The organism is Nocardia sp. NPDC050630, assembly GCF_044457245.1.
Taxonomy (GTDB): Bacteria; Actinomycetota; Actinomycetes; order Mycobacteriales; family Mycobacteriaceae; genus Nocardia.
On the sequence record NZ_JBITGN010000028.1, the window covers coordinates 1 to 25876 of the forward strand.

The window sequence follows — 25876 nt, forward strand, 5'->3', positions numbered from 1 at the left end:
AGCCGTCGAAGCGCATGCGCCGCAGGCGCGAGTCTCGACGGCTCGGACGCGAGACACCAGGGGGCCGCGAACACGCCGCGCCGAAGGCGCGGCAAATCAAACACAGTAGCCTCTGGGCGTGTCTACTGGTCGGCCCGACGGCTCCACTCCTGCGGATGAGCGGCCGATTTCGCTGCAGGCGGCGCTGCGTCAGAGTCCCGGCGTATTGCGGTTGGCGCTGATCCGCTTTACCGGCCAGTTCGGCGATGGCATGTTCCAGGCGGCGCTGTCCGGTGCCATTCTGTTCAACCCGGAGCGGGAGACCGATCCGCTTGCCATCGCGGCCGCGTTCGCGGTATTGCTGCTGCCGTATTCGCTGATCGGGCCGTATGCCGGTGCGCTGCTGGACCGCTGGGATCGGCGGGCGGTGCTATTGGTCGCCAATGTGCTGCGGGCGGTGCTGATCGGTGCGGTGACTGTCGGACTGATGGCGGGCAGTACTGCGACGCCGTTGTTGTTGCTCGCCCTCGCTGTGGTGGGGGTCAGCAGGTTCGTGCTTTCAGGCGTCTCCGCGGCGCTGCCGAGGGTGCTCGATCAGCACTGGCTGGTGCCCGCGAATTCGGTGCTGGCCACGGTGGCGTCCGGATGTGCCGGTGTCGGTGCGGCGGCGGCGGTCGCGATCATCGGGTTGATCGGCGCGGGTGATTTCGCGTCGGCGGTCGCGGTGGCGATCAGTGCCGTGTGGTCGGTCTGCGGTGCGGTATTCGCGGCCGGATTCGGGGCAGGGGTGCTCGGTCCGGAGCCTGGGACCGCGACGCGCGGCAGTGCTGTGCGAGCGATCGCGACGGGTCTGCGTCACGGTGCGGCTGCGGTCTGGGGAGCGGTTCAGGTCACGACCGCGATGGTCGGCATCGGCACGCACCGGATCGTATTCGGCACCAATACGCTGATCATGGTGCTGGTGCTGCGGCAGGCGCCCGTCGACGGCGGCGGCGCGAATACCGGGCTGACCCGGTTCGGACTCGCCATCGGCTGCACCGCGGGGGGGATGTTGGTGGCGGCGGTGGTCGCACCGGTATTGATTCCGCGGCTCGGCCGGTCGCGCACAGTGGTGCTCGGGTTGTTGACCGCGACGGTGGTGCAGTTGGCACTGGTTACCCCGACCGCGCTCGCTTCCTCCGGAAGCGCGGCGCATCGGGCACATCAACTGCTGCTGGTCGCTGCCTTCCTGTTCGGGCTCGCGGGCCAGATCATCAAACTTACCGGCGACGCGACCATGCAGATGGATATCGACGACACCAGACGCGGTCAGGTTTTCGCCTTGCAGGACACCGTATTCAATATCGCGTTCGTGCTTGCGATCGCGCTCACCGCATTGGTGATCCCGGCCGACGGGCGCTCGATCGCAGTGGTGCTCCTCGGCGCCGGAATCTACGGCGCTGGGATCGGGGCCATTGCGTTGAACAATCGGCGCTCGCCGGTCACTGGCTGAACGGCGTTGTCGGGTAGCCGGATGCATCGACCGACCAGGTGCGGTGATCTCGTAGCGCGGCGACCTGTTCGATCGGGGCATGCGGATCCGACCAGCGCGAATCCTGCATAGGCTCAGCATGATTCGGCACGGTTGCGCCGAATTCGGCGGCGGCGAGGTGATCCGGCTCCGGCTCGGTGCGCTCGATCCAGGCCAGCTGTTCGCTGTTCGCATCGGCCGGGTTGCCGGTGATCTGGTGATTCCAGGTGCCGTTGCCGGAAGGGTCGGTGAAGAAATGGTCGGATACACCGTTGTCGTCCAGATCCAGCCCGGCCACATCGGCGATTCCGGTGCCGTGTGAATCCCACAGCATGTCATCGACCAGGCCGTCGCCATCGAAGTCGAGCGCCACCGCATCGACCAGACCCGACCCGGATAGATCCAGGTCCGCCTGACTGGCCCAGACGTGGACCGTGCCGTCACCGGTCCCGAATACGTACTCGATCTCGCTCATATCTGATTGGACGCGACTGCGCCCTATCCGGTTCCACCCTCCGCGCGACTCGGTCGGGTAAGTTGATCTCCCATCGACCCGAATCGACAGGAAGTCAACAAGGAATGGGATTTCGGCCGAGCGGTACGCGTGCGTTCGCGTCGGCGGCCAAGTATCCCTGCGCGCCCGTAATCCTCGGTGTAATGCTCGCCGCAGCGCTGACCGTACCGGCTCCCGTCGCGCAGGCCGCGCAGCATCCGTGGGCGCCGCCGCCGGTGAACAGTTGTGGCGAGATCGGATTCGACCCGTTGAACCGGGCACCGGACCCCAACGCACCGCCGCCTCCGCCGCTGCCGGAGTTGCCCCCACAGATCGATATACCGGTGCCGATTCCCGAGATCACGCCGGTCCCCGTCCCCGATCCGCCGCCGGACAACACTCGGATCGATCCGGAGCCACTGCCACCGGACCCGTGTCGCAACCCGTGCCCGGATATTCGAGACACGTCGAAACCGCCGGACCCCGCCACGGAACCGAAACCGTCCGATCCCGCCACGGAGACGGAACCGGAAGTCGCGCCCGACACCGGATCGAGTTCCGGCTCCGGCTCCGGCTCGAGTTCAGGCTCAGGATCGAGTTCGGGTTCCGGCGCGCTCCGCCTGCCGCGCATAGAGTTCCGCCCGGAGATCGAACCCGTTCCGATCCCGGTGCCCGGCCCCGATGGAATCGAGCCGCAACCCGCGCCGCCGCCAATCGTGCACCCCGCCGAGCCCGGACCGCTGACCGCCGCCATCGCCCCGCCGCTGGTGGAGTCGGTGGAGTTGGTCGGTCAGGTGACCGGGCACGGTTCGGCGAACCGCACCGATATGCGCTGGCAGGTCGATGGCACCGATCTCGGCATCATGTGGGAGACCAAACCGGGCGAGGTCGCCGTGGCCTTCGGCGACACCTTCGGCGAGGGCTGGGAAAGTGGCGGTGTCGGCGGTCCGGACTGGCGCAGCAATGTGCTCGGCTACAGCACCGACCGTGACCTCTCCGATGGCCTCGACATCGACACCATGGTGCAGGACAGCCGGTGTCACGCCACCGAGCTGCTGTCCAGCCGCAAGATCAAGAACTGGGAGACGACCACCATCCCGACCTCCGGGTTCGCGATCGGACAGCGCCAGTTCATGAGTTATATGTCGGTCAACCACTGGAGTCGAATCCCCGGCATGTGGTCGACCAACTACGGCGGACTCGCCTACTCCGACGACAACGGCCGCACCTGGGTCAAGGATCAGCACGCCAGGTGGGACAACTTCTTCGGGCTCGGCCGGTTCCAGGTGACGGCGATGGTGCCGCGGGGCGATTACGTCTATATGTTCGGCACGCCCAACGGCCGGGTCGGCGTCATCGGCCTGGCGAGGGTGCCGAAGACCGAGGTGCTGAACAAGACGGCCTACCAGTACTGGGTTGGTGGAACCTGGGCCCCCGCGGCCGAAAACCAGGCAACGCCTTTGATTCTCGGTATGGCCAGCGAACTGTCGGTGCGCTTCGACAAGGTCACCCGGCAATGGCAGATGGTCTATCTGGATTCGGCGCGCGGTGCGATCGTGCTGCGCACCGCGGCGAGCCCACAGGGCAGCTGGACCGATGGTGTCCAGTTGGTCTCCACCGACGACTATCCGAAGGCCTACGGCGGCTTCATCCATCCGTGGTCGACGAGCGAGGATCTGTACTTCACCATCTCGGCTTGGGATAGCTACAACGTGTATCTCATGCACGCGAAACTCGATCCGCCGCACTGATCGCGCTCGAATCGGGGCCGACCGCGATTCGGTATGGTGCGGATGTGATCGACCAGCGCATACGCATTCCGCACGGGCGGCTCCGGTGACGAGCGAGACACCGGGCTGGCAATTCTGGATCGATCGAGGCGGCACCTTCACCGATGTCGTGGCCCGCCGACCCGACGGCAAGCTCGTCACGCACAAGCTGCTCTCGGAGAATCCGGCGCGCTATGCCGATTCCGCGGTGGCGGGCATTCGCGAAATCCTTGCCGACGCGAAGGGCTCCGCCGGGATCGATGCCGTCCGGATGGGCACAACGGTCGCGACCAACGCGCTGCTCGAGCGCAAGGGCGAACGCACCGTGCTGGTCATTACGCGCGGCTTCCGCGATGCACTGCGTATCGCCTATCAGAACCGTCCGCGGATCTTCGCGCGCGAGATCGTGCTGCCGGAGTTGTTGTATGAGCATGTGCTCGAGGTGGACGAGCGCGTCACGGCGGACGGCACCGTACTGAACCCGCCGAATCTGGACGCGCTCGCCGCCGAATTGAAGCCGCTGTACGACAGCGGTATTCGCGCGGTCGCCATCGTCTGCATGCATTCGCATCTGTATCCCGAGCACGAACAGGCGATCGGCCGGGTCGCCCGCGATATCGGCTTTCCGCAGGTCTCGCTGTCCAGCGAGGTGAGCCCGCTGATGAAGCTGGTGCCGCGCGGTGACACGACGGTGGTGGACGCCTATCTCTCACCGGTACTGCGTCGGTATGTCCAGCAGGTCGCCGACCAGCTCACCGGTGTGCGGCTGATGTTCATGCAGTCCAATGGCGGACTCACCGAGGCCGGGCAGTTCCGCGGTAAGGATGCCATCCTGTCCGGTCCGGCGGGCGGCATCGTCGGCATGGTTCGGATGTCCGAACTCGCGGGATTCGACCGCGTCATCGGCTTCGATATGGGTGGTACATCCACGGACGTATCGCATTTCGCGGGTGAGTACGAGCGGGTGTTCATCACACAGATCGCCGGTGTCCGGTTGCGCGCGCCGATGCTCGATATCCATACCGTCGCGGCGGGTGGCGGTTCGATCCTGCACTTCGACGGCAGCCGCTACCGCGTCGGACCCGATTCCGCCGGGGCGGCACCGGGACCGGCCTGCTATCGCGGCGGCGGACCGCTGACCGTCACCGATGCCAATGTGATGCTCGGCCGAATCCAATCCGCGTATTTTCCACAGGTTTTCGGCCCCGACGGCGAAGAACCGCTCGATGACGCGCTGGTGCGCAACCGATTCGCGGAACTGGCCGCCGAAATCGCGGAACGCACCGGTGACGATCGCACACCGGAGCAGGTCGCCGAGGGCTATCTCGACATCGCGGTCGCCAATATCGCCGCCGCCATCAAACGGATCTCGGTGCAGAAGGGCCACGATGTGACCCGGTACGCGCTGACCACCTTCGGCGGTGCGGGTGGCCAACTCGCCTGTAAGGTGGCCGATTCCCTCGGCATTCGCACGGTTGTAGTGCCGCCGATGGCCGGTGTGCTCTCCGCCCTCGGCATCGGTCTCGCCGATACCACGGCCATGCGCGAGCGTTCGGTGGAGTTGCCGCTGCGCGAGGAGTCGATGGAGCGTGTCATCGAGATCGCCGATGACCTGGAGGCCATCGCGCGCGCCGAACTACTGGGTGAGGACGTACCCGCACATCGGGTGCGCATCGTGCGCCGTGCCCAATTGCGCTACGACGGCACCGACACCACGCTCACCGTCGAACTCACCGAACCGCCACAGATGGCAACGGATTTCGGCGAACGTCATCGCCGCACCTACTCCTTCGTGTTGGACCGCCCGATCGTGATCGAGGCGCTTTCGGTCGAGGCGACCGGACTCACCGAACCACCGGATCTCGCCGACCTCGCCGGGCCGCGCGCGGTCACCAACGAGCCTGAGTCGGTGTGGCTGCATACCGGTGGCGCTCGGCGCGAGGTATTCCTTTATCAGCGTGCGGAATTGGTGCCGGAGAAGGCGGTGCGCGGACCCGCGATCATCACCGAGGCCAACTCCACCACGGTCGTCGACGATGGTTGGCAGGCCGTGGTGAACGACCTCGGCCATCTGATCATGGAACGGGTCGCAGCCGTGGCCGGACCGGAGGCGGGAACCGAAGCGGATCCGGTGCTGCTGGAGGTCTTCAACAATCTGTTCATGTCCATCGCCGAGCAGATGGGGGCACGGCTGGAGTCGACCGCGCAGTCGGTCAATATCAAAGAGCGCCTGGACTTCTCGTGCGCACTCTTCGATCCCGACGGCAATCTCGTCGCCAATGCGCCGCATATTCCGGTGCATCTCGGGTCGATGGGCACCAGTGTCAAGGAGGTCATCCGGCGCAGGCAGGCAGGGGGCATGCGTCCCGGCGACACCTATGCGGTCAACGATCCCTATCACGGCGGCACCCATCTGCCCGATATCACGGTGATCACGCCGGTATTCGATACCGCGGGCACCGAGATCCTGTTCTACGTCGCCGCACGCGGTCATCACGCCGAGATCGGCGGTATCGCGCCCGGTTCGATGCCCGCCAACAGCCGTCGCATCGAAGAGGAGGGCATCATCTTCGATAACTGGCTGCTGGTTGAGGACGGGCGGTTCCGAGAGGACGAGACGCTGCGGCTACTCACCGAAGCGCCGTATCCCTCCCGTAATCCGGCCACCAACCTCGCCGATCTGCGGGCCCAGATCGCCGCCAATGCCAAGGGTGTCGAAGAAGTCCGGAAGATGATCGAGCACTTTGGACTCGATGTCGTCGAGGCGTATATGCGGCATGTGCAGGACAACGCGGAGGAATCGGTGCGGCGCGTCATCGATGCGCTCGACGACGGCGAATACGCCTATGAGACCGATCTGGGTGCGACAATTCACGTTCGGGTCACGGTGGATCGGGAAAACCGTAGCGCCACCATTGATTTCACTGGTACCTCGGCACAGCTCGAAGGTAACTTCAACGCGCCCTACGCCGTTGCGAATGCCGCCGTCCTGTATGTCTTCCGCACGCTGGTCGCCGACGATATTCCGCTCAACGACGGCTGCCTGCGCCCGCTGCGGATCATCGTGCCGCCTGGTTCGATGCTCGCACCCGAACCGCCCGCCGCGGTCGTCGCGGGCAATGTCGAGACCTCCCAGGCGATTACCGGCGCGCTGTACGCGGCACTCGGGGTGCAGGCCGAGGGTTCGGGCACGATGAACAACATCACCTTCGGCAACGATCGCAACCAGTACTACGAAACGATCGGATCCGGATCCGGTGCGGGCGACGGCTTCGACGGCGCGCCGGTGGTCCAGACCCATATGACCAACTCCCGGCTCACCGATCCAGAAGTGCTGGAGTGGCGACTGCCGGTACTGCTCGAGGAGTTCTCGGTGCGGACCGGTAGCGGGGGCTCCGGGCGATGGCGCGGCGGTGACGGGGCGGTGCGTCGACTGCGGTTCACCGAAACGGTGACAGTCTCGACGCTGTCGAGTCACCGCAGGGTGCCGCCGTACGGTATGGCCGGAGGCGCGCCAGGTGGCCTCGGCCGAAACCGGATCGAGCGTGCCGATGGCACGGTGCATGACCTGCGCGGTGCCGATTCGGCGCAGCTCGAGCCCGGAGACGTGCTGGTCATCGAGACGCCTGGCGGGGGAGGGTACGGGAACTGATCACGTTCGGGGTCGTCTCCTGGCATGCTCTCCAGAGTGAGGTAGCTCACATTCGAGTGTGTCACGTCGGAAGGAGCTCAGCTGTCTGATGGACATGAACGACACCAAGAACGTCTTGCTGGCCGGGGCGAGCGGAGTACTCGGCGGCCACATCACCACCGCGCTGCGGCAGTCCGGCTACACCGTGATTTCGCTGTCCCGCGGCGCCGGGGCCGATATCCAGGCCGATCTGATGAATCGCGACCAGTTGTTGCGCGCGGTCGAGGGCCGCACTATAGACACCGTGGTGCACGCGGCGACCGCGCTGCGTAAGGCGCCCATGCGGCACAAGGATATGTACGCGACCAATGCGCTGCGGATCACCGGCACCGCGAACCTGCTGGAGGCCGCACGCGCCGTCGGCGCTCGGCGGGTCATCGCCGAATCCATGGTCTTCGGTTACGGCTACGGCGATTTCGGCGATCACGTGGTCACCGAGGACGACACCTTCGCGCCAACCGGCGACAAGGCATTGGAACCCCACCTCGAAGGCATGCGGGTCAAGGAAGAGCTGATGCTGAATGCCGATGGGATCGAAGGCATCTCATTGCGCTACGGCCTTTTCTACGGCGCGGGCGGCACGGAGGCAATTGTCGAGATGCTGCGCAAACGCCAACTGCCGGTGGTGAAAGATCACGGGCGGGTGCTGCCGTGGGTCGACCTGGCCGATGCGGGCGCGGCAATGGCGCTGGCCGTCGAAGGTGGAAAGCCCGGTGCCGCATACAACATCGTGGACGACGCCCCGCTCAGCTTCAGCGGACACGTCCGGTTGGTCGCCGAAACCTTCGGCACACCAAAGCCATTCACGGTACCCGCCTGGATGATGCGGCCCATGTCATATGCCTACCGCATGACGCAGGCAAACATGCGAGCATCCAACGCCAAGGCGAAGGCGGAACTCGGTTGGACACCGCGCTACCCGTCCTGCGCCGACGGCCTGCGCGCCTTGGCGGCCGACTTGTACAGCGATCAGCAGGGATAGACCTGGACTTCCGTCGCCTTGACCGCGAAGTACACCGAGCGGCCGGGAGCCAGGTCGAGTTCAGCGACAGCCCCCGGGGTGATGTCGGCGTGATCGATCCGTGTATACGGATGAGGATCGCCGCCAGCCCGAGGCGCGTCATTCCGTGGATACGCACAATTGCCCACTTCGTCACAGCCGCGTCCGTGGTCGAGCGCGCCGACGCCAAGTACGCTCGGACCAATCATGGCCACGTACTTCGATCCGACGTCATGGTCACCGATGCGGGCCGTCGACATGGGTAAACGCCTCTTCGATCAATCACTACTCGAACAGTGGATCGCCTACACCACCGCCTGGGTGGATCCATTGGCTGATTTCGGCGCGGGCACGGTGACCGCACTCATGCCGGACGTGCTGATGACCGTGCTCAGCGAGGGCATTCTGAGCCGATTCGGCGGCCAGGAGGTCAGCGCCACCCTGCTCGGCCACGATCTGGACGCGACCCTGCAGGTGCTCAAGGTGCGCAGGCGCGGTGCGCATTTTCAGACCAAAACCGTGCTGTCCCGGCTGCGCTGGGACGATCACCCGATCGAACAGGTCACCGTGATCGCGCACGGCGTTCGGCTGGTGCCCGGCGTGCCGACCAAGGCACGGGTGCAGCAGCTGGATCTGAACGGGACTGTCACCACCGCGGCGCTGGTGGGCTGGCTCGATACCCAGCAGCGCGATTGGAAACTCGACGTCGACCCGAGCGGATTGATCCGGGCGAAACATCGAAGGCGTCCGATCAACGCGTTGGTGGACGCGCAGGTGCGTGACAACCTGCTGACCGTCGATATCCACCGGGCGAACTGGTTGGGCATCAGGATCCCGCGAAAGCTGGTGACCGCACCGGCCGTCCTGCTGGATCGGCTACCGAATGACGCGCGCATCGTGCACGCCACCCGCGAGGGCGATCTGGTCCGATTCCGTGTGGAGCTGCCGGGAATCACCGGATCGTTCGATCTGGCTCAGATCCGCTCGGCCATCGTGGCGGGCACCACGCTGATCATCTTCTGATCGAGGCGGCGAATCCGCGTCAGACCTGGGCTTTCCACCATTCCAGCAGCGCGGCCTCGGCCTCATCCCTGCTGAGCGGGCCGCGGTCGAGGCGCAATTCCTTGAGGTACCGCCAGGCTTTGCCGACCTCGGGACCAGCGAGAATGCCGAGAAGTTCCATGATCGCGGTGCCGTCGAGGTCTGGACGCACCCGATCCAGATCCTCCTGCTCCTGCAGTCTGGCGATCCGCGTCTCCAGCTCGTCATAGGTGGCGCGCAGTGCCGCGGCGCGTCGCTTATTGCGGGTGGTGCAGTCGGCGCGGACCAGTTTGTGCAGCCGAGGTAGCAGCTCGGCGGCATCGGTGACGTACCGGCGCACCGCCGAATCGGTCCACTGCCCCTTACCGTAGCCGTGAAAACGCAAGTGTAGGAACACCAGTCGCGCCACGTCCTCGGTGAACTGCTTGGGATATTTGAGCGCACGCATCCGCTTGCGCACCATTTTCGCGCCGACCACCTCGTGATGATGGAAGCTGACCCCGCCGCCCGGTTCATTGCGCTTGGTATCGGGCTTGCCGATATCGTGCAGCAGCGCGGCCCAGCGCAACACCAGATCCGGATCGCCTTCCTCTAGGTCGATGGCCTGCTGCAACACGGTCAGCGAATGCCAGTAGACATCCTTGTGCTGGTGGTGCTCATCGATCTCCAGCTTCATCGCGGGCACCTCGGGCAGCACCAGCTGGGCAAGCCCGGTCTCGCACATGACATTGATGCCGTCGATCGGATGCTCGGAGGCGATGAGCTTATCCAGCTCGGTGCGCACCCGTTCCGCGGTGATCCGCTCGATCTCGCCCGCCATCTCGGCTATCGCTGCCCGCACCCGCGGCTCCAATTCGAAGCCGAGCTGCGCGACGAACCGCGCCGCACGCAGCATGCGCAGCGGATCGTCGTGGAATGAATCCTGCGGCGCCGCAGGCGTATCCAGCATTCCGGCGAGCAGCGCATCCATTCCGCCGAGCGGATCGACGAATTCCAGCGACCCATCGGCACCGATCTTCACCGCCATCGCATTGACCGTGAAATCGCGCCGCACCAGATCGCCCTCGAGCGAATCACCAAAGGTCACCTCGGGATTGCGCGACACCCGGTCATAGGTATCGCTGCGGAAGGTGGTGATCTCCAGCTGCTGATCGCCCTTCGACGCACTCACCGTGCCGAATGCGAACCCGCCGGTATCCCACAGATGATCGGCCCACCCGCGCAACAACTCCTGCACCTGTTCGGGCCTGGCATCGGTGGTGAAATCCAGATCCGTCCCCAACCGCCCGAGCACCGCATCGCGCACACTGCCCCCGACCAGGTAGAGCTCATACCCCCGCGCGGCGAACAACTCGCCGAGCGGGGTCAACACGTCGGACAACCGGCCCAGCGTGACCGCGGCCGCGGCCAGCAATCGGGTACGTCGATCCAATGCTGCATCCTCGGACTTGGGCGAAACCACGAAGCAGCAGCTTACCGAGCCCGCACAACCGATATTCCAGCGCAACCCACGCAGCGCGCAGATATATAAGGCCAGACGCATCCGGTGCGTCGGAGGTCCCGAGTCGTCGAACATCCAACACCTCCTCGGACACGAACACTCAGGTCGCGACCTCGGCACCCACGCAACTCCAAAGGAGCGAGTCTCACGAGCGAGGAGTTCGCGGCCCGTCTCGCGTCCGAGTGGCCGAAGCGCAGGCGAGGAAGTCGCGAGTCTCGGCCGCTCGGACGCGAGACAGTAGGGGGGCCGCGAACACGCAGCGCCGCAGGCGCTGCAAATCCAACACAGTAGGATTGCGTGGTGTCTCCGGCCGATCGCGCGAACAGTCGACGCCGCCAGCCCCGGCGCCGCGGTTCGGCCGCCAACGCGGCGAAACCTCGCATGCGCACGGTACGGGAAACCTCGGCGGGTGGACTCGTGGTCGACGGGTTGGACGGGCCGAGCGATAAACGCAGTGCGGCGCTGATCGGGCGGACCGATCGGCGTGGCAGACTGCTGTGGTCGCTGCCCAAGGGACATATCGAAGAGGGGGAGACGCCCGAGCAGACCGCGATCCGGGAAGTCGCCGAGGAGACCGGAATCAATGGGATAGTGGTCGCCGAACTCGGCAGCATTGATTACTGGTTCGTCACCGAGGGTCGCCGGGTACACAAGACCGTGCATCATTATCTGCTGCGTTCCATCGGTGGTGAGCTCTCCGATGCCGATGTCGAGGTCACCCAGGTGGCGTGGGTTCCGTTGAGCGAATTGGATTCTCGGCTCGCCTATGCCGATGAGCGGCGCTTGGCCGAAGTGGCGAATCGGATGATCGACCGGATGGAGACCGGCAAGAGATGACCCAGACTTTCCGGCATCGCGCAGCGATTCCGTGGGGGGTGGTGGTCGGGCGACGGGTGGGCCTGTTGCGGATCATCGCGGCGGTCCTGACCATTCTCGGGTCGGCACCGGCGGTTCCGGTATTGCTCGCCCAGCCCGCCGCCGCCCAGCCGACGACGCCCAATAGTTCGTCGTCGCCGAAATTCCTGAAACTCACCCTGGATTCGGTGAATCCGTCCGCGGTGACCACCACCAGCGATCCGATGTTGACGGTCGCGGGCACCGTCACCAATATCGGCGATCGGGTGGTGCAGGATGTCAGCGTCCGCATCCAGCGGGCCGCCGCGGTGTCGACACCGAGTGCGTTGCGCTCAACCTTGCGCTTGGACCAGGTCAATTACGACGTGACCGGTCCGTTCGAAGATGTCGCCGATCGATTGAGTCCCGGCCAGCGCAAACAGTTCACGATCAGCATCGCGTTGCGCTCGAACGGCGGTACGCCCGCGCTCGATATCAGCAAGCCCGGTATTTATCCGCTGCTGCTGAATGTCAATGGTGAACCGGCCTACGGTACCCAGGCTCGCCTCGACGACGCACGGTTCCTGCTGCCGGTGCTCGGCGTGCCGCCCGCGGTCGACATCACCTCCCCGGTGCCCGCCACGCCCGATACCCCGGTGGCGACGACACTGTTGTGGCCGCTGGCCGACCGCCCGCGGCTGGTCGCCGGTGTCACCGGCCCGCTCAATGGGAAGGCCGAGCTCACTGATGATGAACTGGCCGCATCGCTGGGCAAAGGCGGGCGGCTGGATCAATTGCTCGGGGCGTTGGAATCGGTGCTCGGCACCAATCCGGCCAGTCGCGATCGCACGCTGACCTCGGCCATCTGCGTCGCGGTCGATCCTGATCTCCTGATCACCGCGCAGGTGATGACCAAGGGTTATCGCGTACTTGCCAGCCCGTCCGATCCGGACGGTGCGACCAGGGCGGGCACCGGCGCCGACCAAGCCCAGACCTGGCTGGACCGGCTGCGCGCGGTCGCCGCATCGACCTGTACGGTCGCGCTGCCGTTCGCGCAGGTCGATCTCACGGCCCTGGCCGCGGTCGGCGATCCCGAGCTGTCCACTCGGGCGCTGAACGACCCCGCCGATATCGTCGATTCCATCCTGGCCACCAAATCGGTGCGCGGGGTGAGCGTGCCGGATTCCGGCAGTATCGATGAGAGCGCGGGAATGTTGTTGCGCGGCCGCGGTTTCGGGACCGCCGTAGTGGCCGATAGTGCCGCCGTCCCGCTCGGCACCGCCGGCACCTCGACGGATTCGGAGCCGATCACCACCGGACGCGGCGGTAATCAGAGCACCGCCAACCAGACCAGTTCTGCTCAGCCGGTGCCGGAGACGAGCACGCCCGATGTGGTCCGGCTCGCCCAGATCGCCCCGGTGCCCGTCACGCCGGAGCCGACACTGGAACCGCAGTCCAGCGCGTCACCGAGCACATCCGCACCCACCACGAGCGCGGCGCCTTCCAGCACCCAGGCTCCGCCCGCGAATCCGCCCGCCGATCCGGCATTGCATGCGGCGACCTTCGATATCTGGTCCGCGACCGCCCTCGCCGCCGTTGGCTCCAACCCGCCCACCCCGTCATTCACCCCCGCACGCGTGCGCTACGAAGTGACCAACGACTCCCGGATGGCTCGTCTGCAGGATGCACTCGGCGCCATCACTTGGTCCGCGCTGAACCCGGAACCGAGCCGCCCGCGCTCGCTCTTGCTGGTGCCGCCGCAGCAGTGGAGCGCGAACCGGGAAGAGGCCACCGCGATCCTCAAGCAGGTCGACCTGCTGCTGCGCAATAACCTGGCGACCCCTCGCACGCTCACCGAGCTGGTCGCCGAACCGCCCGACGCACAGCCGCACGAACCCGACTATCTGCCGCAAGCCGCCCATGACGCGGTACCGGACCGCTTCGTGTTCCCGGTCCGCGAACAGGGTCATCGGATCACCGATCTCATGCGCTCGCTCGTCGAGGTGCCCGAGAACGAGCCGACGCCGAACCAATATCTGACCCCGCTGCGCGACGATCTGCTGCGCGTACTGACCCTCTCGGACCGGCGCTCCGGCGATTCCGCACAGCCGGATACCTATGCCCAGCGCCGACTCGACCAGACGACACGCACGCTGGACCGGCTCTATGGTTCGGTCACCGTGCTGCCGCCGGGCGGGGTGTACACCTTGGCCTCCGAACAGAGCCCATTGCTTTTGGTCGCACGCAATGATCTGCCGGTCGCCATTCGGGTTCGGTTCCGGATCGAGGCGCCGACGGAGACGAAGATCACCGATCCGGGGGAGGAGACGCTGCCACCGACCGGAAGCCGGTCGTTCCAGATCCCGACCGAGGTCACCGATAGCCGTAACCTGGTCATTCCGATCTCCCTTACCACGTCCGACGGTGTCGCACTCGGCAATCCCACCTCGGTCTCGGTGCGTTCCAACGCTTACGGTCAGACCTTGGCAATAATTACGGCGTGTGCCGGAATACTGCTGTTCCTGTTGGCCGGGCGCCGGTTGTGGCGTCGGTTCCGAGGACAGCCGGATCCGGCCGACGAGGGTTTCGATCCGGGCACCCGACGCCGGGTCAATCGGTACCGACGGGCGCGGATGCGCGTACAGCAGCGGGAGCAGCAGGAGGCGGGATGAGGACGAGGACACCTCGCTCGTACCCAGCTGTCGTCGCTGTGCTCATTCGACCGACCTGTAGGCCCTCGCTTGCCGCCGATCGGTGCCGACCCCGCGCCTCGCATGGCATCGTGGAGGACAATCGGGTAACACCCTGGGCGTCATTCGGCCCGGCGGCGGGGGATGGCATGGCGCAGGAGGCACGATGAGCGACGATGATCTATCCGCTCATCGGCAACCACCTGTTGATCGGCCCGACGGACCCCCGGCCCGCCGGGCGCCCTCGGCACCCTGGGAACGTCGCTTGGCACAGTCACCGGTGGAACCGGAGGACGCGCCGATGACTCCCGATGAACGTTTCGGCGACTCGCCGCGCGTCCCGCAGGTGAGTCGTCCCGGTCAGCCGCAGCGACCGATGCCGCCGCCCCGCCCGACACCGCGCGTCTCGCAGCCGCCCACCGGCCCGATGGCACCACCGTCGGGCGCATTACCCAGGCAACCCCGACCGCAGCAGCGGCCGGTGCCCCGTCCGCAATATCCGGAACCACAGCAATATCCCGAACCCCGCCCGAATCCTGGTCAGCAGTCGCATCCGGGTCAGCGGCAATATCCGGCACCGCCGCAACAGCCCGGCCCCGCCCGACCACGGCCGATTCCGCCCGGACCGCCGGTACCTGGACCGCCGGGCGCGCCGCCACGGGTGCCGCCTCAGCGTTTCGCACCGCCGCCGAACTACCAGGCGCCGCGCCCGAGCTATCAAACACCGCCGCCACAGCCCCCCGTGGCGCGGCAGCCCCTGGTCGAACGACAGCGACCGGTAGAGCATCAACCGCCAGTCGAACGGCGGCAATCGGTTGAACAGCAGCACCGTCCCATGCCTCGCGAGGCTGCGAGGCCGCGGACCCAGGAATGGCCCGCCGCCCCCACATCGACTCCGGTCGCCACCGAAACCAAACAGAACGCGAGTTCGCGCCTGCTGCGCGACTCCGGATCCATCGCGATCGCCACCCTGATCAGCCGCGTCACCGGCTTCGGCAAACAGCTGCTGCTGCTGACCGCGCTCGGCCCGGCCGTCGCGAGTGCCTACACCTCGGCCAACCTGATCCCCAATATGATCACCGAGCTCGTGCTCGGCGCGGTCTTGACCGCGATGGTGGTGCCGACGCTGGTACGCGCCGAACAAGAGGACGATGACGGCGGTGTCGCATTCGTCCGCAGACTGGTGACCGCCGCGTTCGCAGTGCTCGCCGCGGCCACGCTCTTCGCCGCGGCGGCGACGCCGGTGCTGGCGACCAGGGTCTTCGTCTCCTCGGACGGCAAGGTCAATACCGAACTGACCACGGCGCTGACCTATCTATTGGTGCCCGCCATCCTGTTCTACGGCATGTCGGCGCTGTTCACGGCGATCCTCAATACCCGCCAGAACTTCAAACCCGGGGCATGGGCGCCGGTGCTGAACAATCTCGTCGTACTGGTCGTGCTCGGTCTCTATGCCCTCACACCGGGCGAGATCACGCTGGATCCGGTCCGGATGAGCGATCCGAAACTGCTCGTCCTCGGCGGCGGCATCACCCTCGGTGTAGCGACCCAGGCGCTGAGCCTACTGCCCGCTATCAAGCGCAATCAGATCGATCTGCGTCCGCTGTGGGGGATCGACGCACGGCTCAAGCAATTCGGCAAGATGGGTTCGGCCATCATCCTGTACGTGGTGATCAGCCAGATCGGTCTGATCGTCTCGAACCACATCGCCTCGGCCGCCGACGAGGCGGGCCCGGCGATCTATACCAATGCCTGGCTGCTGCTGCAGCTGCCCTACGGCGTGCTCGGAGTCACGCTGCTCACCGCGATCATGCCGCGGCTGAGCCGAAACGCGGCCGCTGATGACACCCCCGCTGTCGTGGACGATCTGTCCGTCGCGACCCGCTTGACGATGATCGCCCTCGTGCCGGTGGTCACCTTCCTGACGCTGGCCGGACCGCAGGTCGGCGAGGCGCTGTTCGGCTATGCGCGGTTCTCCGGCGACGCCGCACGCCTCGGCGAAGCGGTGAGCTGGTCGGCCTTCGCGCTGATTCCGTATTCCCTGGTGCTGATCCATCTGCGCGTGTTCTATGCCAGGGAGCAGGCGTGGACGCCGACCTGGATCATCCTCGGCATCACCACGATCAAGATCCTGTTCTCGGCGCTGGCCCCGGTGCTGGCCAGTAGCAGCGATCAGGTCGTGATCATTCTCGGCGTCGCGACCGGACTCGGCTTCCTGGCCGGTGCCGTGATCGGCGGCTATCTGTTGCACCAGAGCCTCGGCGATCTGCGCATGGTCAACGTCGGACGCACGGTGAGCCGCGTCCTGCTGTCCTCGATCGCGGGCGGTGCGGTCATGCTCATCGTGGACAAGGTGCTCGGACTCGACCGCCTCTCCGGCGGGCCCGGCTCGCTGATCCGGGTGATCATCTCGGCCATCGTCATGTTCGCGGTCGCCTTCGGGCTGATGCGCCTGGCCGGTATCCCGGAGATCGTCGCGATCACCGTCGCGATCTCGCGGCGCCTCGGATTCACCCCGCCCGCCCCCGATCTCGATCTCGACGGCCCGGTCGAGGACGAGTACGCGACGCAGGTGTTCCGGCGGCCCGAGCCGTATGTGGCATACCCTGGTTTCGACCCGTACATGGATGCCCAAACCATGGTGCTACCCGTGATCCGAGCTCATACCGTTGACAGCACCGGTATGGGTGAGTTCCCGTACCCTGTTCGGCAGAGAAGCACAAGTGGCGAGTTCGCCGGAACTTCGACATATCAGGGCGAAGGAGGAACGAGGGTGAGCGACGACGCGGCGCTGGGCAGCGTCCCAGCCGCCGAATCTGCTGCGACCAAGTCAGGCGGGCTCTCCACAGATGTTCCGCCCGCCGGGGAGGCCTCCGATCCCGCATACGCGAATCAGGATGCCGATAATGGTTCGCCGGAGCATGATTCGGCGCCCGGAACCGGTGAGCAACCGCGGGAGGCCCCGCAGCGCGATCCGATGTACGACACCGGGATGATCCCGATCCCGCCGCAACTACCGCCGATGGACGAGGCCGGTCGAAGAACGCCGCGCGGCCCCAAGCTGATTCCGGGCGCTTCTGTAGCGGGCGGCCGCTACCGGCTGCTCGCGAGTCACGGTGGATCCCGCGGACTCAAGTTCTGGCAGGCGCTCGACATCAAGCTCGACCGCGAGGTCGCGCTCACCTTCGTCGACGCCGATCAGAAGGCCACCGACAACTCCGGGCACGACGGTCCGCAGGCCATCCTGTCGCGCACGCTGCGCTTGGGCCGGATCAATTCGCCGGGCCTGGCTCGCGTACTGGATGTGGTGCGTGGCAGCTCCGGCGGCATCGTGGTGGCCGAATGGACGCCGGGCCGCTCGCTGCGCGAAATGGCCGAGACGGTGCCGTCTCCCATCGGTGCCGCCCGTGCCATCCGCGCACTGGCCTCGGCCGCGGAACTGGCGCATCGCGGCGGTGGTTCGCTGTCCATCGACCATCCGGACCGGGTCCGGATCAGCGCCACCGGTGACGCGGTACTCGCCTTCCCCGGCACGCTGTCGGATTCCGACGCGCAATCGGATGTGCGCGGCCTCGGCGCCATGCTCTACGCGCTGATCACCGCGCGCTGGCCGATCCGCGCCGGCGGCATGACCGGTACCGCCGCGACGGTCGGCGGGCTGCGGCTGGCCGATTTCGGTTCCGACGGCACCCCTGTCGAGCCACGGCAGATCCGGCCCGAGGTGCCGTTCGAGATCTCGGCGGTCGCGGTGCGTTCGCTGGAATCGAATAAGGGTGTGCGCACCGCGGCGACGGTGCAGCATGTACTCGAACAGGCATCCGTGGTCGACCAGAAGACCGATTTCATCCCGGTGCTGCGCCTCGGGCAGCGTCCGCCGAGCGGTGCCGAGGAATCACTCGCCGATCCGGAATTGCTTGCGGCCGAACGGGAACGCTCGCAGCGGATGATGTGGATCATGGTCGGGCTCGGCATCCTGGCCGCGCTGGTGGTCGGCATCATCATCTGGTGGATGGTCAGCGTCTTCGCACCGACCGCCTCGGATGCACCGCTCAACGAGCAGCGCAATATCGGCCTCACCACGAACAGTTCACCCGCGCCCGCGCCGACCTCCGGTGGTACGACGGGGACGGCCGCGGGTGGGGTGCCGGTCCCGGTGACGAGTGTGTCGGTCTTCTCCCCGGAGGGCACGCCGGACAATGTCAGCGGTACCGGTGCGGTGCTCGATCACGATCCGGGCACCGTCTGGCGCACTGATCAGTACTTCCAGCAGTTCCCGGCGCTCAAGAAGGGCGTCGGGCTGCTGGCCACCCTGCCGAGTCCGGCCAAGCTGACCAGCGTCTCGATCGAATCGCCGAGTGCGGGCACCTCGGTCGAGATCCGCACCTCGCCAACGGCCTCGCCGACGCTGGACCAGACTCAGTTGATCGGTTCGGCACGACTAGAGAACGGCATCACCGAAATCCCGGTCCGCGGCGATCAGGCGGCCCGTTATGTGCTCGTATGGATCACCGGGCTCGGCAACTCCGGTGGCCAGTTCCAGACCTCGATCGCCGAAATCCGCTTCGACGCCGCGGCATGACCACTCTCCGAGTTCTCAGGCCGTACCAATAAGTGCAGCTGGGGCCGCATTCCGGTCCTTTATGAAGTGCCCGTTGACTTTTCGGGCTTGCTCGACGAGTTACCGATGTTCTTGCGAATGTTCTCGCATCCCGCCCGCCGGTGTCGACTCCCCGGGCTTGCGCGCCGATTCAGCCCTGACTGCTCTGGTTGCTGCCAATTCTTTACTAACGATATGATCTAGCCGCGCTCTCACAGCAGGGGGAGCTCCCCGGGTTCTGGTTGTTCGATCCTGGATGCTGCGAAATTTCGATGGTGGTCGCTCGTGTCCGTCATCGCCGTGAGAGCTGTCCAAGGGGTTGGTTTGCCGTCCGAACTGAGCGAGGATTCCCACCAGGGGAAGTCGCGGCCTGTTGCGTTCCGCGAGCGTTCGTTCGTTCCCGACGAGCTCACCGACGTCGAATTGCTGCAAGCCCATGTGCGCGGTCAGCGGCATGCGTTCGCCGAACTGCTGCGCCGCCATAACGACCACCTCTGGCAGACCGCCCTGCGCACCTCCTACACCCGCGAGGACGCCGCCGATTCGCTGCAGGATGCCCTGCTCTCGGCACACCGCACCGCCGCCACTTTCCGCGCCGAAGCCGAGGTGCGCAGCTGGCTGCATGCCATCGTGGTGAACGCCTGTCTGGACCGGATCCGGCGCAATAAGACCCGCCGTGCGGTCTCGCTGTCGCCGGAGACGATGCCGGAACCGAAGGACACCCGCGACGATATCGCCGAACTGGAAATGTCGCTCGTCGTCGACCGTGCCCTGTTCACGCTGCCCGAGGAGCAGCGCGCGGCGCTTGTCGCGGTGGAACTGGAGGGGCGTAGTGTCGCGGAGACAGCGGCGCTGCTCGGCGTCCCGGAGGGCACCATCAAGAGCCGATGCGCGCGCGGTCGGCAGCGGCTCCAAGAACGTTTGGAATTTCTGCGTGATCCGCGGAACCGGAAGTAGTTGAGCTGCGTCATTAATAGTGACGGACAACCAGACGATGTACAGGCAGTGCCCGCGCCGTGCGGGCCGGCATCTACTCGAGAACCCGGAGGTGCGATGGCGAACCGATCCGTTCCGCAGCCTCCGTTCTCCCCTGAACTGCTCGCCGACCTACACGCCGACAATGTGGCGCCGGAGCTGAGTGAGCAGCTGTGGCCGGTGGTCCGCAATGATCCGGACGCGCTGCGGTTCCTGAACTCACTCGATGACGTCAGCGCCGAATTGCGCGCGCTCGGCCGGGACGAGCGCGTCATCCACGCTATGCCCGCCGATATCGCGGCCCGGCTGGAGGATTTCGTCGAAGGCCTCGATGCGGCGCAGGAGCCGAACCAGCGGGCCGCAACCGTCCATCGGCTGCCATCGGTCACCGCACAGACGACATCATCGACCGCGGCGTGGCCCGAATCCGCCGATGATGCAACGGATTCCGAGCACAAGGCGCCCATCCCGCTGCCGCGACGCCGTACCCGCAACCTCCGCTGGCCCGCCGCCGCGGCCGCCGTGATCGCGGTCGTGGCCTGCGTCGCGGTGGTGATGGACGCGCTGCGCGGGCACGAAGAGGCTCCCAGCGCCCAGCCGACCACGAGCAATGTCCAACTCGGTGATGAACTCGACACCACCGTCGCACTCAGCGCCCTCGGTCGCAATGACGTCACCGGCACCCTCGGCACCCCGGCGGCTCTGAATCGTTGTGTCCATGCCAACGGCCTGGACCGCAACGTACTCGGTTCGACCAACACCACCTTCCAGGGCAAGGACGCCGTGCTTATTCTGCTCACCGGTCCGCGCCCGCACAAGATCACCGCGCTGGTCGTCGGAATCGGTTGCGGCGCCGAGGATCCGCAGCAGTTGGCCGTCACCGATATCGGTTAGGGAGTGGGCGAGGTCACCTCGTGCGGTTGTCCCACATCACGTCGGGAACAACACCGTTTACCCTGTTGTTGACCGACACGTCTAATGAATCTCCCTCGGAAGGGTCACATGAGCAACGCAGTTCGCGACTTGATCATCGTCGGCTCCGGACCCGCCGGCTACACCGCCGCCGTCTACGCAGCCCGTGCCGAACTCCAGCCCCTGCTGTTCGAGGGCACTCAGTTCGGCGGCGCACTGATGACCACCACCGAGGTCGAAAACTTCCCTGGCTTCCGCGCGGGCATCATGGGTCCGGATCTCATGGAGGAGATGCGCGAACAGGCCAAGCGGTTCGGTGCCGATATCCGGACCGAGGATGTGGACGCGATCGACCTGAGCGGTCCGGTCAAGACGGTTACCGTCGGCGATGAGACCTACCAGGCCTACGCCGTCATCCTCGCCATGGGCTCGGCCGCGCGCTATCTGAACGTCCCCGGTGAGCAGAAGCTGCTCGGCCGCGGTGTCAGTGCCTGCGCCACCTGTGACGGCTTCTTCTTCAAGGGCCAGGACATCGTGGTGGTCGGCGGCGGCGACTCCGCCATGGAGGAAGCGACCTTCCTCACCAAGTTCGCCAGCAGCGTCACCATCGTGCACCGCCGCGAGGAATTCCGCGCCTCGCGCATCATGCTCGAGCGTGCCAAGGCCAACGAGAAGATCAAGTTCGTACTCAATGCCGAGGTCGCCACGGTCAACGGCGATACCAGCGTGACGAGCCTGACTTTGCGCGATACCCGCACCGGCGAGACCTCCGAGCTGGCCGCGACCGGCCTGTTTGTGGCGATCGGCCACGATCCGCGCAGCGAGCTGGTCAAGGATCAGGTAGAGCTGGACGACGAGGGCTACGTGCAGGTGCTGCACCCCACCACGGCGACCAAGGTTCCCGGTGTCTTCGCCGCGGGCGATCTGGTCGACCACACCTACCGCCAGGCCATTACCGCCGCGGGAACCGGCTGCCGCGCCGCGATCGACGCCGAGCGCTGGCTGGCCGAACAGGGTGACATCACCTCGAACACCCTGGGTCACGCGGGCAACCCAGTTGCAGTGCCCGCCAACTGATCTCATCACTTTTGCACTACAAGGAGATACCCATGTCCGAAAACACGGTCACCGTGACCGACGCGTCCTTCGCCGACGATGTGCTGCTCAGTGCGAAGCCGGTACTCGTCGACTTCTGGGCCGACTGGTGCGGTCCGTGCAAGATGGTCGCCCCGGTGCTGGAGGAGATCGCGGGCACGCACGCGGATAAGCTGACCGTGGCGAAGGTCGATGTGGATGCCAATCCGGGCGTCGCCCGCGATTATCAGATTCTCTCGCTGCCGACTATGATGCTGTTCTCCGGTGGCAAGCCGGTCAAGCAGATCGTCGGAGCGAAGGGCAAAGCCGCCCTGCTGCGTGAACTCGACGGCATCATCTGACGTATTCGTCAAACAACGCCGTCAATCGACGACGCGCCGTAGGATGCCTGGACGCCGGGAATTGCTGTATTCCGGTCCGGGTCTGAGACAATCGACCGACCTCCGGTCGTGCGACGGTGTTAGCCATCGCATGAGTGGGTACCCGGGTTGACGGAAGGAAAGGGCTCTCACGCATGCACCGACTTCGTCACGGCGATACCGGTCCAGCCGTCGCCGAGGTTCGGAGCACCCTGGCAAGTCTCGGGTTTCTGCATACGCACTCCGCCGCGACAGATCACACTGATGCGCGAGAGTACTGGATGGACACCGACGCTTCCTTCGATCGCCAGCTCGACTCGGCGGTTCGCGCCTTCCAACAGCACCGCGGACTGCTCGTCGACGGCGTCGTCGGACCGGCTACCTACCGCGCGTTGAAGGAAGCCTCCTATCGCCTAGGTGCCCGCACGTTGATCTACCAGCTCTCGGCGCCGCTCTACGGCGACGATGTGGCAACCCTGCAGCGCCGGCTGCAGGACCTCGGTTTCTATGTGCACCGCGTCGATGGTTACTTCGGCCCGCACACACATGAGGCGCTCACCGCATTCCAGCGGGAGATCGGCTTAGCCGCGGACGGCATCTGCGGCCCGGATACGCTGCGCTCGCTCGAGTTGCTCGGGGCGCGCGTCACCGGCGGTAATCCGCATAGGATCGCCGAGGAAGAGGTCGTGCACCGGGCCGGGCCGCAGCTCACCGGCAAGCGGATCGTCATCGATCCCGGCCTCGGCGGCCCGGATAAGGGCTTCGGCGTACCCACCGAATACGGCGATGTCTACGAGTCGGAAATCCTCTGGGATCTGGCCAGCAGGCTGGAGGGCCGGATGGCCGCCACCGGCATGGAAACCTTCCTGTCGCGGCCGTGGGGCGCCAATCCGACCGATGCCGAGCGCGCGGATACCTCCAATGCATTCGACGCCGATCTGATGATCTCGCTGCGCTGTGCGACCAATCCGAGCCCGTCCGCCAACGGTGTGGCGAGCTTCCACTTCGGCAACTCGCACGGATCGGTATCGATGATCGGCCAGGTGCTTGCCGGCTTCATTCAGCGCGAGGTGGTCGCGCGGACATCGTTGCAGGACTGCCGGACTCACGCACGCACCTGGGATCTATTGCGGCTCACCAAGATGCCGACGGTCCAGGTCGATATCGGTTATCTGACAAACGAATACGACGCGTCGGTACTCACTAATCCACGGATGCGCGATGTGATCGCCGAGGCCATCCTCATCTCGGTGAAGCGGCTGTATCTACTCGGCCAGGACGATCAGCCAACGGGCACATACACTTTCGCCGAGTTGCTGGCGGAGGAATTGGCCGCCGCCGACCGGATGTAGCGAATTATTTTCTGGCTCAATAGATTACAAATAATTCCAATACGAGTGCGCCCCTGCCGTCGGCAGGGGCGCACTGTCGTTCGACCGGAGCCTCATGGGGCTCCAACGCGGAAGGGGACCGTCAGGGAGGCGGCGGCGAGCAGCTGATCGAGCGCGCGCTCGACATCTTCCTTCCAGCCGTGATCGGAGTCGAGCTCCAAGCGCAGCCGGGGGAAACGATAATGCGGCGCCACCACTTCGAAGCCCACGTCCTCCAGGAAGTCGGCCTCGATCATGCAGGTCTCCGGCGAACATTCGGTCGCCTTACCGGCCGAGGCCGCGTCCCGGACCGGTGACCCGATCCGCTCCATCAACCGCATCGAGCCGAGCGAACGATCCGACATCGCGGTCGCCGGGGGATCGGTGCGAATCCCGAAGGCCTCCAATGCACGCACACCGCGACGCACCAGATCGGCCACCACGGCCGTCATGAGGCGGTGGGCTATGTCGGCATCCTTATACGGGAATTCGGCCCGCAGCGTGGTCAGCAGGACCGCATCCGGGCTGACCGGTGAGGTGGGGAAGAGGCCGGCACGGGGCACCGCGCTCGGTGGCGAATACAGCGCACACCCCGCGACCTTGCCGTCCACGTTCGCGACCTGACCACACGAACCCCACTCCAGCATGACCGTGGACAGCCAGGCTTCCTTCTCGAAGACCGGATCGCTGAAGTCACGGGAGGTCGCGGCCACGGCCGGATCGATCTCCCAGAACACGCAACGCCGCGCATGCGCGGGTAACTTGTCGAGTCCGCCGAGGGTTAGTCCTGTGACGCTGGTCGACACCGCTCTGCTCAGCCTCCAGCTATCCGATTCATCCACACTCACGCTGCATTCACTCGCCAGCAAGAATATGCGATCAAAGCGAACCCGCCTCATTCCACGTCGCTGTGCTGTTGGTAAGGAGCCCCTCCGTAGGTCGAATTTCTGCGCCGTCACAGTGACGTTTCGACGCGGAACACCTACCTACCGGAAACACACGGCTATTTTTGCCACTTCTGTCACTTGCCGAGCTGCTGCTGCTCCATCATGCCCACGATGCGTTCGAGGTCTTCGACCGAACCGAATTCGACGACGATCTTGCCCTTCCGCTTGCCGAGGCTCACGGTGACGCGAGTGTCGAAGGATTCCGACAGCCGCTCGGCCACATCCTGCAAACCCGGCATATGAATCGGCTTGCGCCGGGAGGTAGGCGGAGCGGCCTGATCCGGATCCCGGTTCGCCAGGGTGACGGCTTCCTCGGTGGCCCGGACCGACAGTCCCTCGGCAACGATACGGGCGGCGAGTACCTCTTGGGAGTCGGCGCCTGCCTCGAGGCCGAGCAGCGCGCGAGCGTGTCCGGCGGAAAGTACGCCAGCCGCAACCCGGCGCTGCACCGGGATCGGCAGTTTCAACAGGCGAATCATATTCGTCACCACAGGTCGGGATCGACCGATTCGGGCGGCCAATTCCTCATGGGTGACATCGAATTCCTCGAGCAGCTGCTGATAGGCCGCCGCCTCTTCGAGCGGGTTCAGCTGCACCCGGTGGATATTCTCCAAGAGGGCGTCCCGCAGCATCGCGTCGTCTGCGGTCTCGCGGACAATGGCCGGAATCGCCGCGAGCCCAGCCTCCTGGCAAGCGCGCCAACGGCGCTCGCCCATGACGATTTGATACTTGTCCACCCCCGGCTCGAGCCGACGCACCACGATGGGCTGCATCAGGCCGAATTCCTTGATGGAGTGCACCAGTTCGGCGAGCGCCTCTTCCTCGAAGACGTGGCGCGGCTGCTTGGGATTCGGTTCGATCTGCTCGGGCGGAATTTCGCGATAGGTCGCACCGCCATCCGACAGCTGCTCGTCGCTGGGGTCGGGAACCCGGTGCAGGAAGGCGGAGGCCGGTTGCGGTCCGATCGGATCTACGCCGATGACGACATTGGCTGCGGCACTGCCGAGTCCGGGTGTGGCACCTAGTCCCGGTGTGGCCGCCGGTCCCGTCGGAATCAACGCGGCAAGTCCGCGGCCTAGCCCGCCCTTCTTTGCCTGAGTCATCGGCTACCGA

At 65.8% G+C, this 25876-nt stretch carries 18 protein-coding genes; 13 read left to right on the forward strand and 5 right to left on the reverse strand.

The genetic code is table 11. From position 1 onward, the window contains the following. The first annotated feature begins 118 nt into the window (after window positions 1–118). The gene (locus tag ACIBG0_RS37845) at window positions 119–1471 is read left to right on the forward strand and encodes an MFS transporter (protein ID WP_397039750.1); all 1353 of its coding nucleotides are present in this window, start codon (window positions 119–121) and stop codon (window positions 1469–1471) included. Here ACIBG0_RS37845 and ACIBG0_RS37850 read toward each other — a convergent pair. Then, complete coding sequence (locus tag ACIBG0_RS37850) at window positions 1461–1964, reverse strand: hypothetical protein (protein ID WP_397039753.1); 504 nt, start codon at window positions 1962–1964, stop codon at window positions 1461–1463. The two genes, ACIBG0_RS37845 and ACIBG0_RS37850, sit on opposite strands and share 11 nt — an antisense overlap. Before the next feature lie 182 nt (window positions 1965–2146). Between ACIBG0_RS37850 and ACIBG0_RS37855 the strand changes: the two genes are divergently transcribed. From ACIBG0_RS37855 to ACIBG0_RS37865, 3 genes are all read left to right on the forward strand, one after another. Continuing rightward, on the forward strand, window positions 2147–3733 hold the full coding sequence (locus tag ACIBG0_RS37855) for a DUF4185 domain-containing protein (protein ID WP_397039755.1): 1587 nt from the start codon (window positions 2147–2149) through the stop codon (window positions 3731–3733). A gap of 85 nt (window positions 3734–3818) precedes the next feature. Further along, window positions 3819–7403 carry a hydantoinase B/oxoprolinase family protein gene (locus ACIBG0_RS37860; protein ID WP_397039757.1) on the forward strand — a complete coding sequence of 1195 codons (3585 nt, stop codon included), beginning with the start codon at window positions 3819–3821 and terminating at the stop codon, window positions 7401–7403. Between the two features lie 88 nt (window positions 7404–7491). Continuing rightward, the gene (locus tag ACIBG0_RS37865) at window positions 7492–8424 is read left to right on the forward strand and encodes an NAD-dependent epimerase/dehydratase family protein (RefSeq protein ID WP_397039760.1); all 933 of its coding nucleotides are present in this window, start codon (window positions 7492–7494) and stop codon (window positions 8422–8424) included. On the opposite strand, the gene ACIBG0_RS37870 is transcribed toward ACIBG0_RS37865, so the two are convergent. Then, window positions 8412–8702: a TOBE domain-containing protein gene (locus ACIBG0_RS37870; RefSeq protein WP_397039763.1), complete on the reverse strand. Its 291-nt coding sequence runs from the start codon at window positions 8700–8702 to the stop codon at window positions 8412–8414. The two genes, ACIBG0_RS37865 and ACIBG0_RS37870, sit on opposite strands and share 13 nt — an antisense overlap. On the opposite strand from ACIBG0_RS37870, the gene ACIBG0_RS37875 reads away from it, so the two are divergent. Beyond that, window positions 8650–9465, forward strand: a complete 816-nt coding sequence (locus ACIBG0_RS37875) for a hypothetical protein (protein WP_397039765.1) — start codon at window positions 8650–8652, stop codon at window positions 9463–9465. The two genes, ACIBG0_RS37870 and ACIBG0_RS37875, sit on opposite strands and share 53 nt — an antisense overlap. A 19-nt stretch (window positions 9466–9484) precedes the next feature. Here ACIBG0_RS37875 and ACIBG0_RS37880 read toward each other — a convergent pair whose 3' ends face one another. Next, window positions 9485–10897, reverse strand: a complete 1413-nt coding sequence (locus tag ACIBG0_RS37880; RefSeq protein WP_397039848.1) for a CCA tRNA nucleotidyltransferase — start codon at window positions 10895–10897, stop codon at window positions 9485–9487. Between the two features lie 387 nt (window positions 10898–11284). On the opposite strand from ACIBG0_RS37880, the gene ACIBG0_RS37885 reads away from it, so the two are divergent. The 8 genes from ACIBG0_RS37885 (at window position 11285) to ACIBG0_RS37920 (ending at window position 23798) form a co-directional block, all read left to right on the forward strand. Continuing rightward, window positions 11285–11821 carry an NUDIX hydrolase gene (locus ACIBG0_RS37885; RefSeq protein ID WP_062981726.1) on the forward strand — a complete coding sequence of 179 codons (537 nt, stop codon included), beginning with the start codon at window positions 11285–11287 and terminating at the stop codon, window positions 11819–11821. Next, window positions 11818–14490, forward strand: a complete 2673-nt coding sequence (locus tag ACIBG0_RS37890; RefSeq protein ID WP_397039767.1) for a DUF6049 family protein — start codon at window positions 11818–11820, stop codon at window positions 14488–14490. Before ACIBG0_RS37885 ends, ACIBG0_RS37890 begins: the two co-directional genes overlap by 4 nt. A gap of 853 nt (window positions 14491–15343) precedes the next feature. After that, window positions 15344–19087: a murein biosynthesis integral membrane protein MurJ gene (locus ACIBG0_RS37895; RefSeq protein WP_397039770.1), complete on the forward strand. Its 3744-nt coding sequence runs from the start codon at window positions 15344–15346 to the stop codon at window positions 19085–19087. 342 nt (window positions 19088–19429) lie between these two features. Next, window positions 19430–20062: an RNA polymerase sigma factor SigM gene (sigM, locus tag ACIBG0_RS37900; protein WP_397039773.1), complete on the forward strand. Its 633-nt coding sequence runs from the start codon at window positions 19430–19432 to the stop codon at window positions 20060–20062. A gap of 96 nt (window positions 20063–20158) precedes the next feature. After that, complete coding sequence (locus ACIBG0_RS37905; RefSeq protein ID WP_397039776.1) at window positions 20159–20974, forward strand: hypothetical protein; 816 nt, start codon at window positions 20159–20161, stop codon at window positions 20972–20974. A 108-nt stretch (window positions 20975–21082) separates the two neighbouring features. After that, on the forward strand, window positions 21083–22069 hold the full coding sequence (gene trxB / locus ACIBG0_RS37910; RefSeq protein ID WP_397039779.1) for a thioredoxin-disulfide reductase: 987 nt from the start codon (window positions 21083–21085) through the stop codon (window positions 22067–22069). 32 nt (window positions 22070–22101) lie between these two features. After that, on the forward strand, window positions 22102–22428 hold the full coding sequence (gene trxA, locus ACIBG0_RS37915) for a thioredoxin (RefSeq protein ID WP_364496984.1): 327 nt from the start codon (window positions 22102–22104) through the stop codon (window positions 22426–22428). Between the two features lie 173 nt (window positions 22429–22601). Further along, window positions 22602–23798, forward strand: coding sequence for an N-acetylmuramoyl-L-alanine amidase (locus ACIBG0_RS37920; protein WP_397039782.1), 1197 nt, complete (start codon window positions 22602–22604; stop codon window positions 23796–23798). 92 nt (window positions 23799–23890) lie between these two features. Here ACIBG0_RS37920 and ACIBG0_RS37925 read toward each other — a convergent pair whose 3' ends face one another. Beyond that, window positions 23891–24622 (reverse strand): GNAT family N-acetyltransferase, encoded by a 732-nt coding sequence (locus tag ACIBG0_RS37925; RefSeq protein ID WP_397039785.1) that lies wholly within the window; start codon window positions 24620–24622, stop codon window positions 23891–23893. Window positions 24623–24837: 215 nt separating this feature from the next. Continuing rightward, window positions 24838–25866 carry a ParB/RepB/Spo0J family partition protein gene (locus ACIBG0_RS37930; protein ID WP_397039788.1) on the reverse strand — a complete coding sequence of 343 codons (1029 nt, stop codon included), beginning with the start codon at window positions 25864–25866 and terminating at the stop codon, window positions 24838–24840. Window positions 25867–25876: the final 10 nt, after the last annotated feature.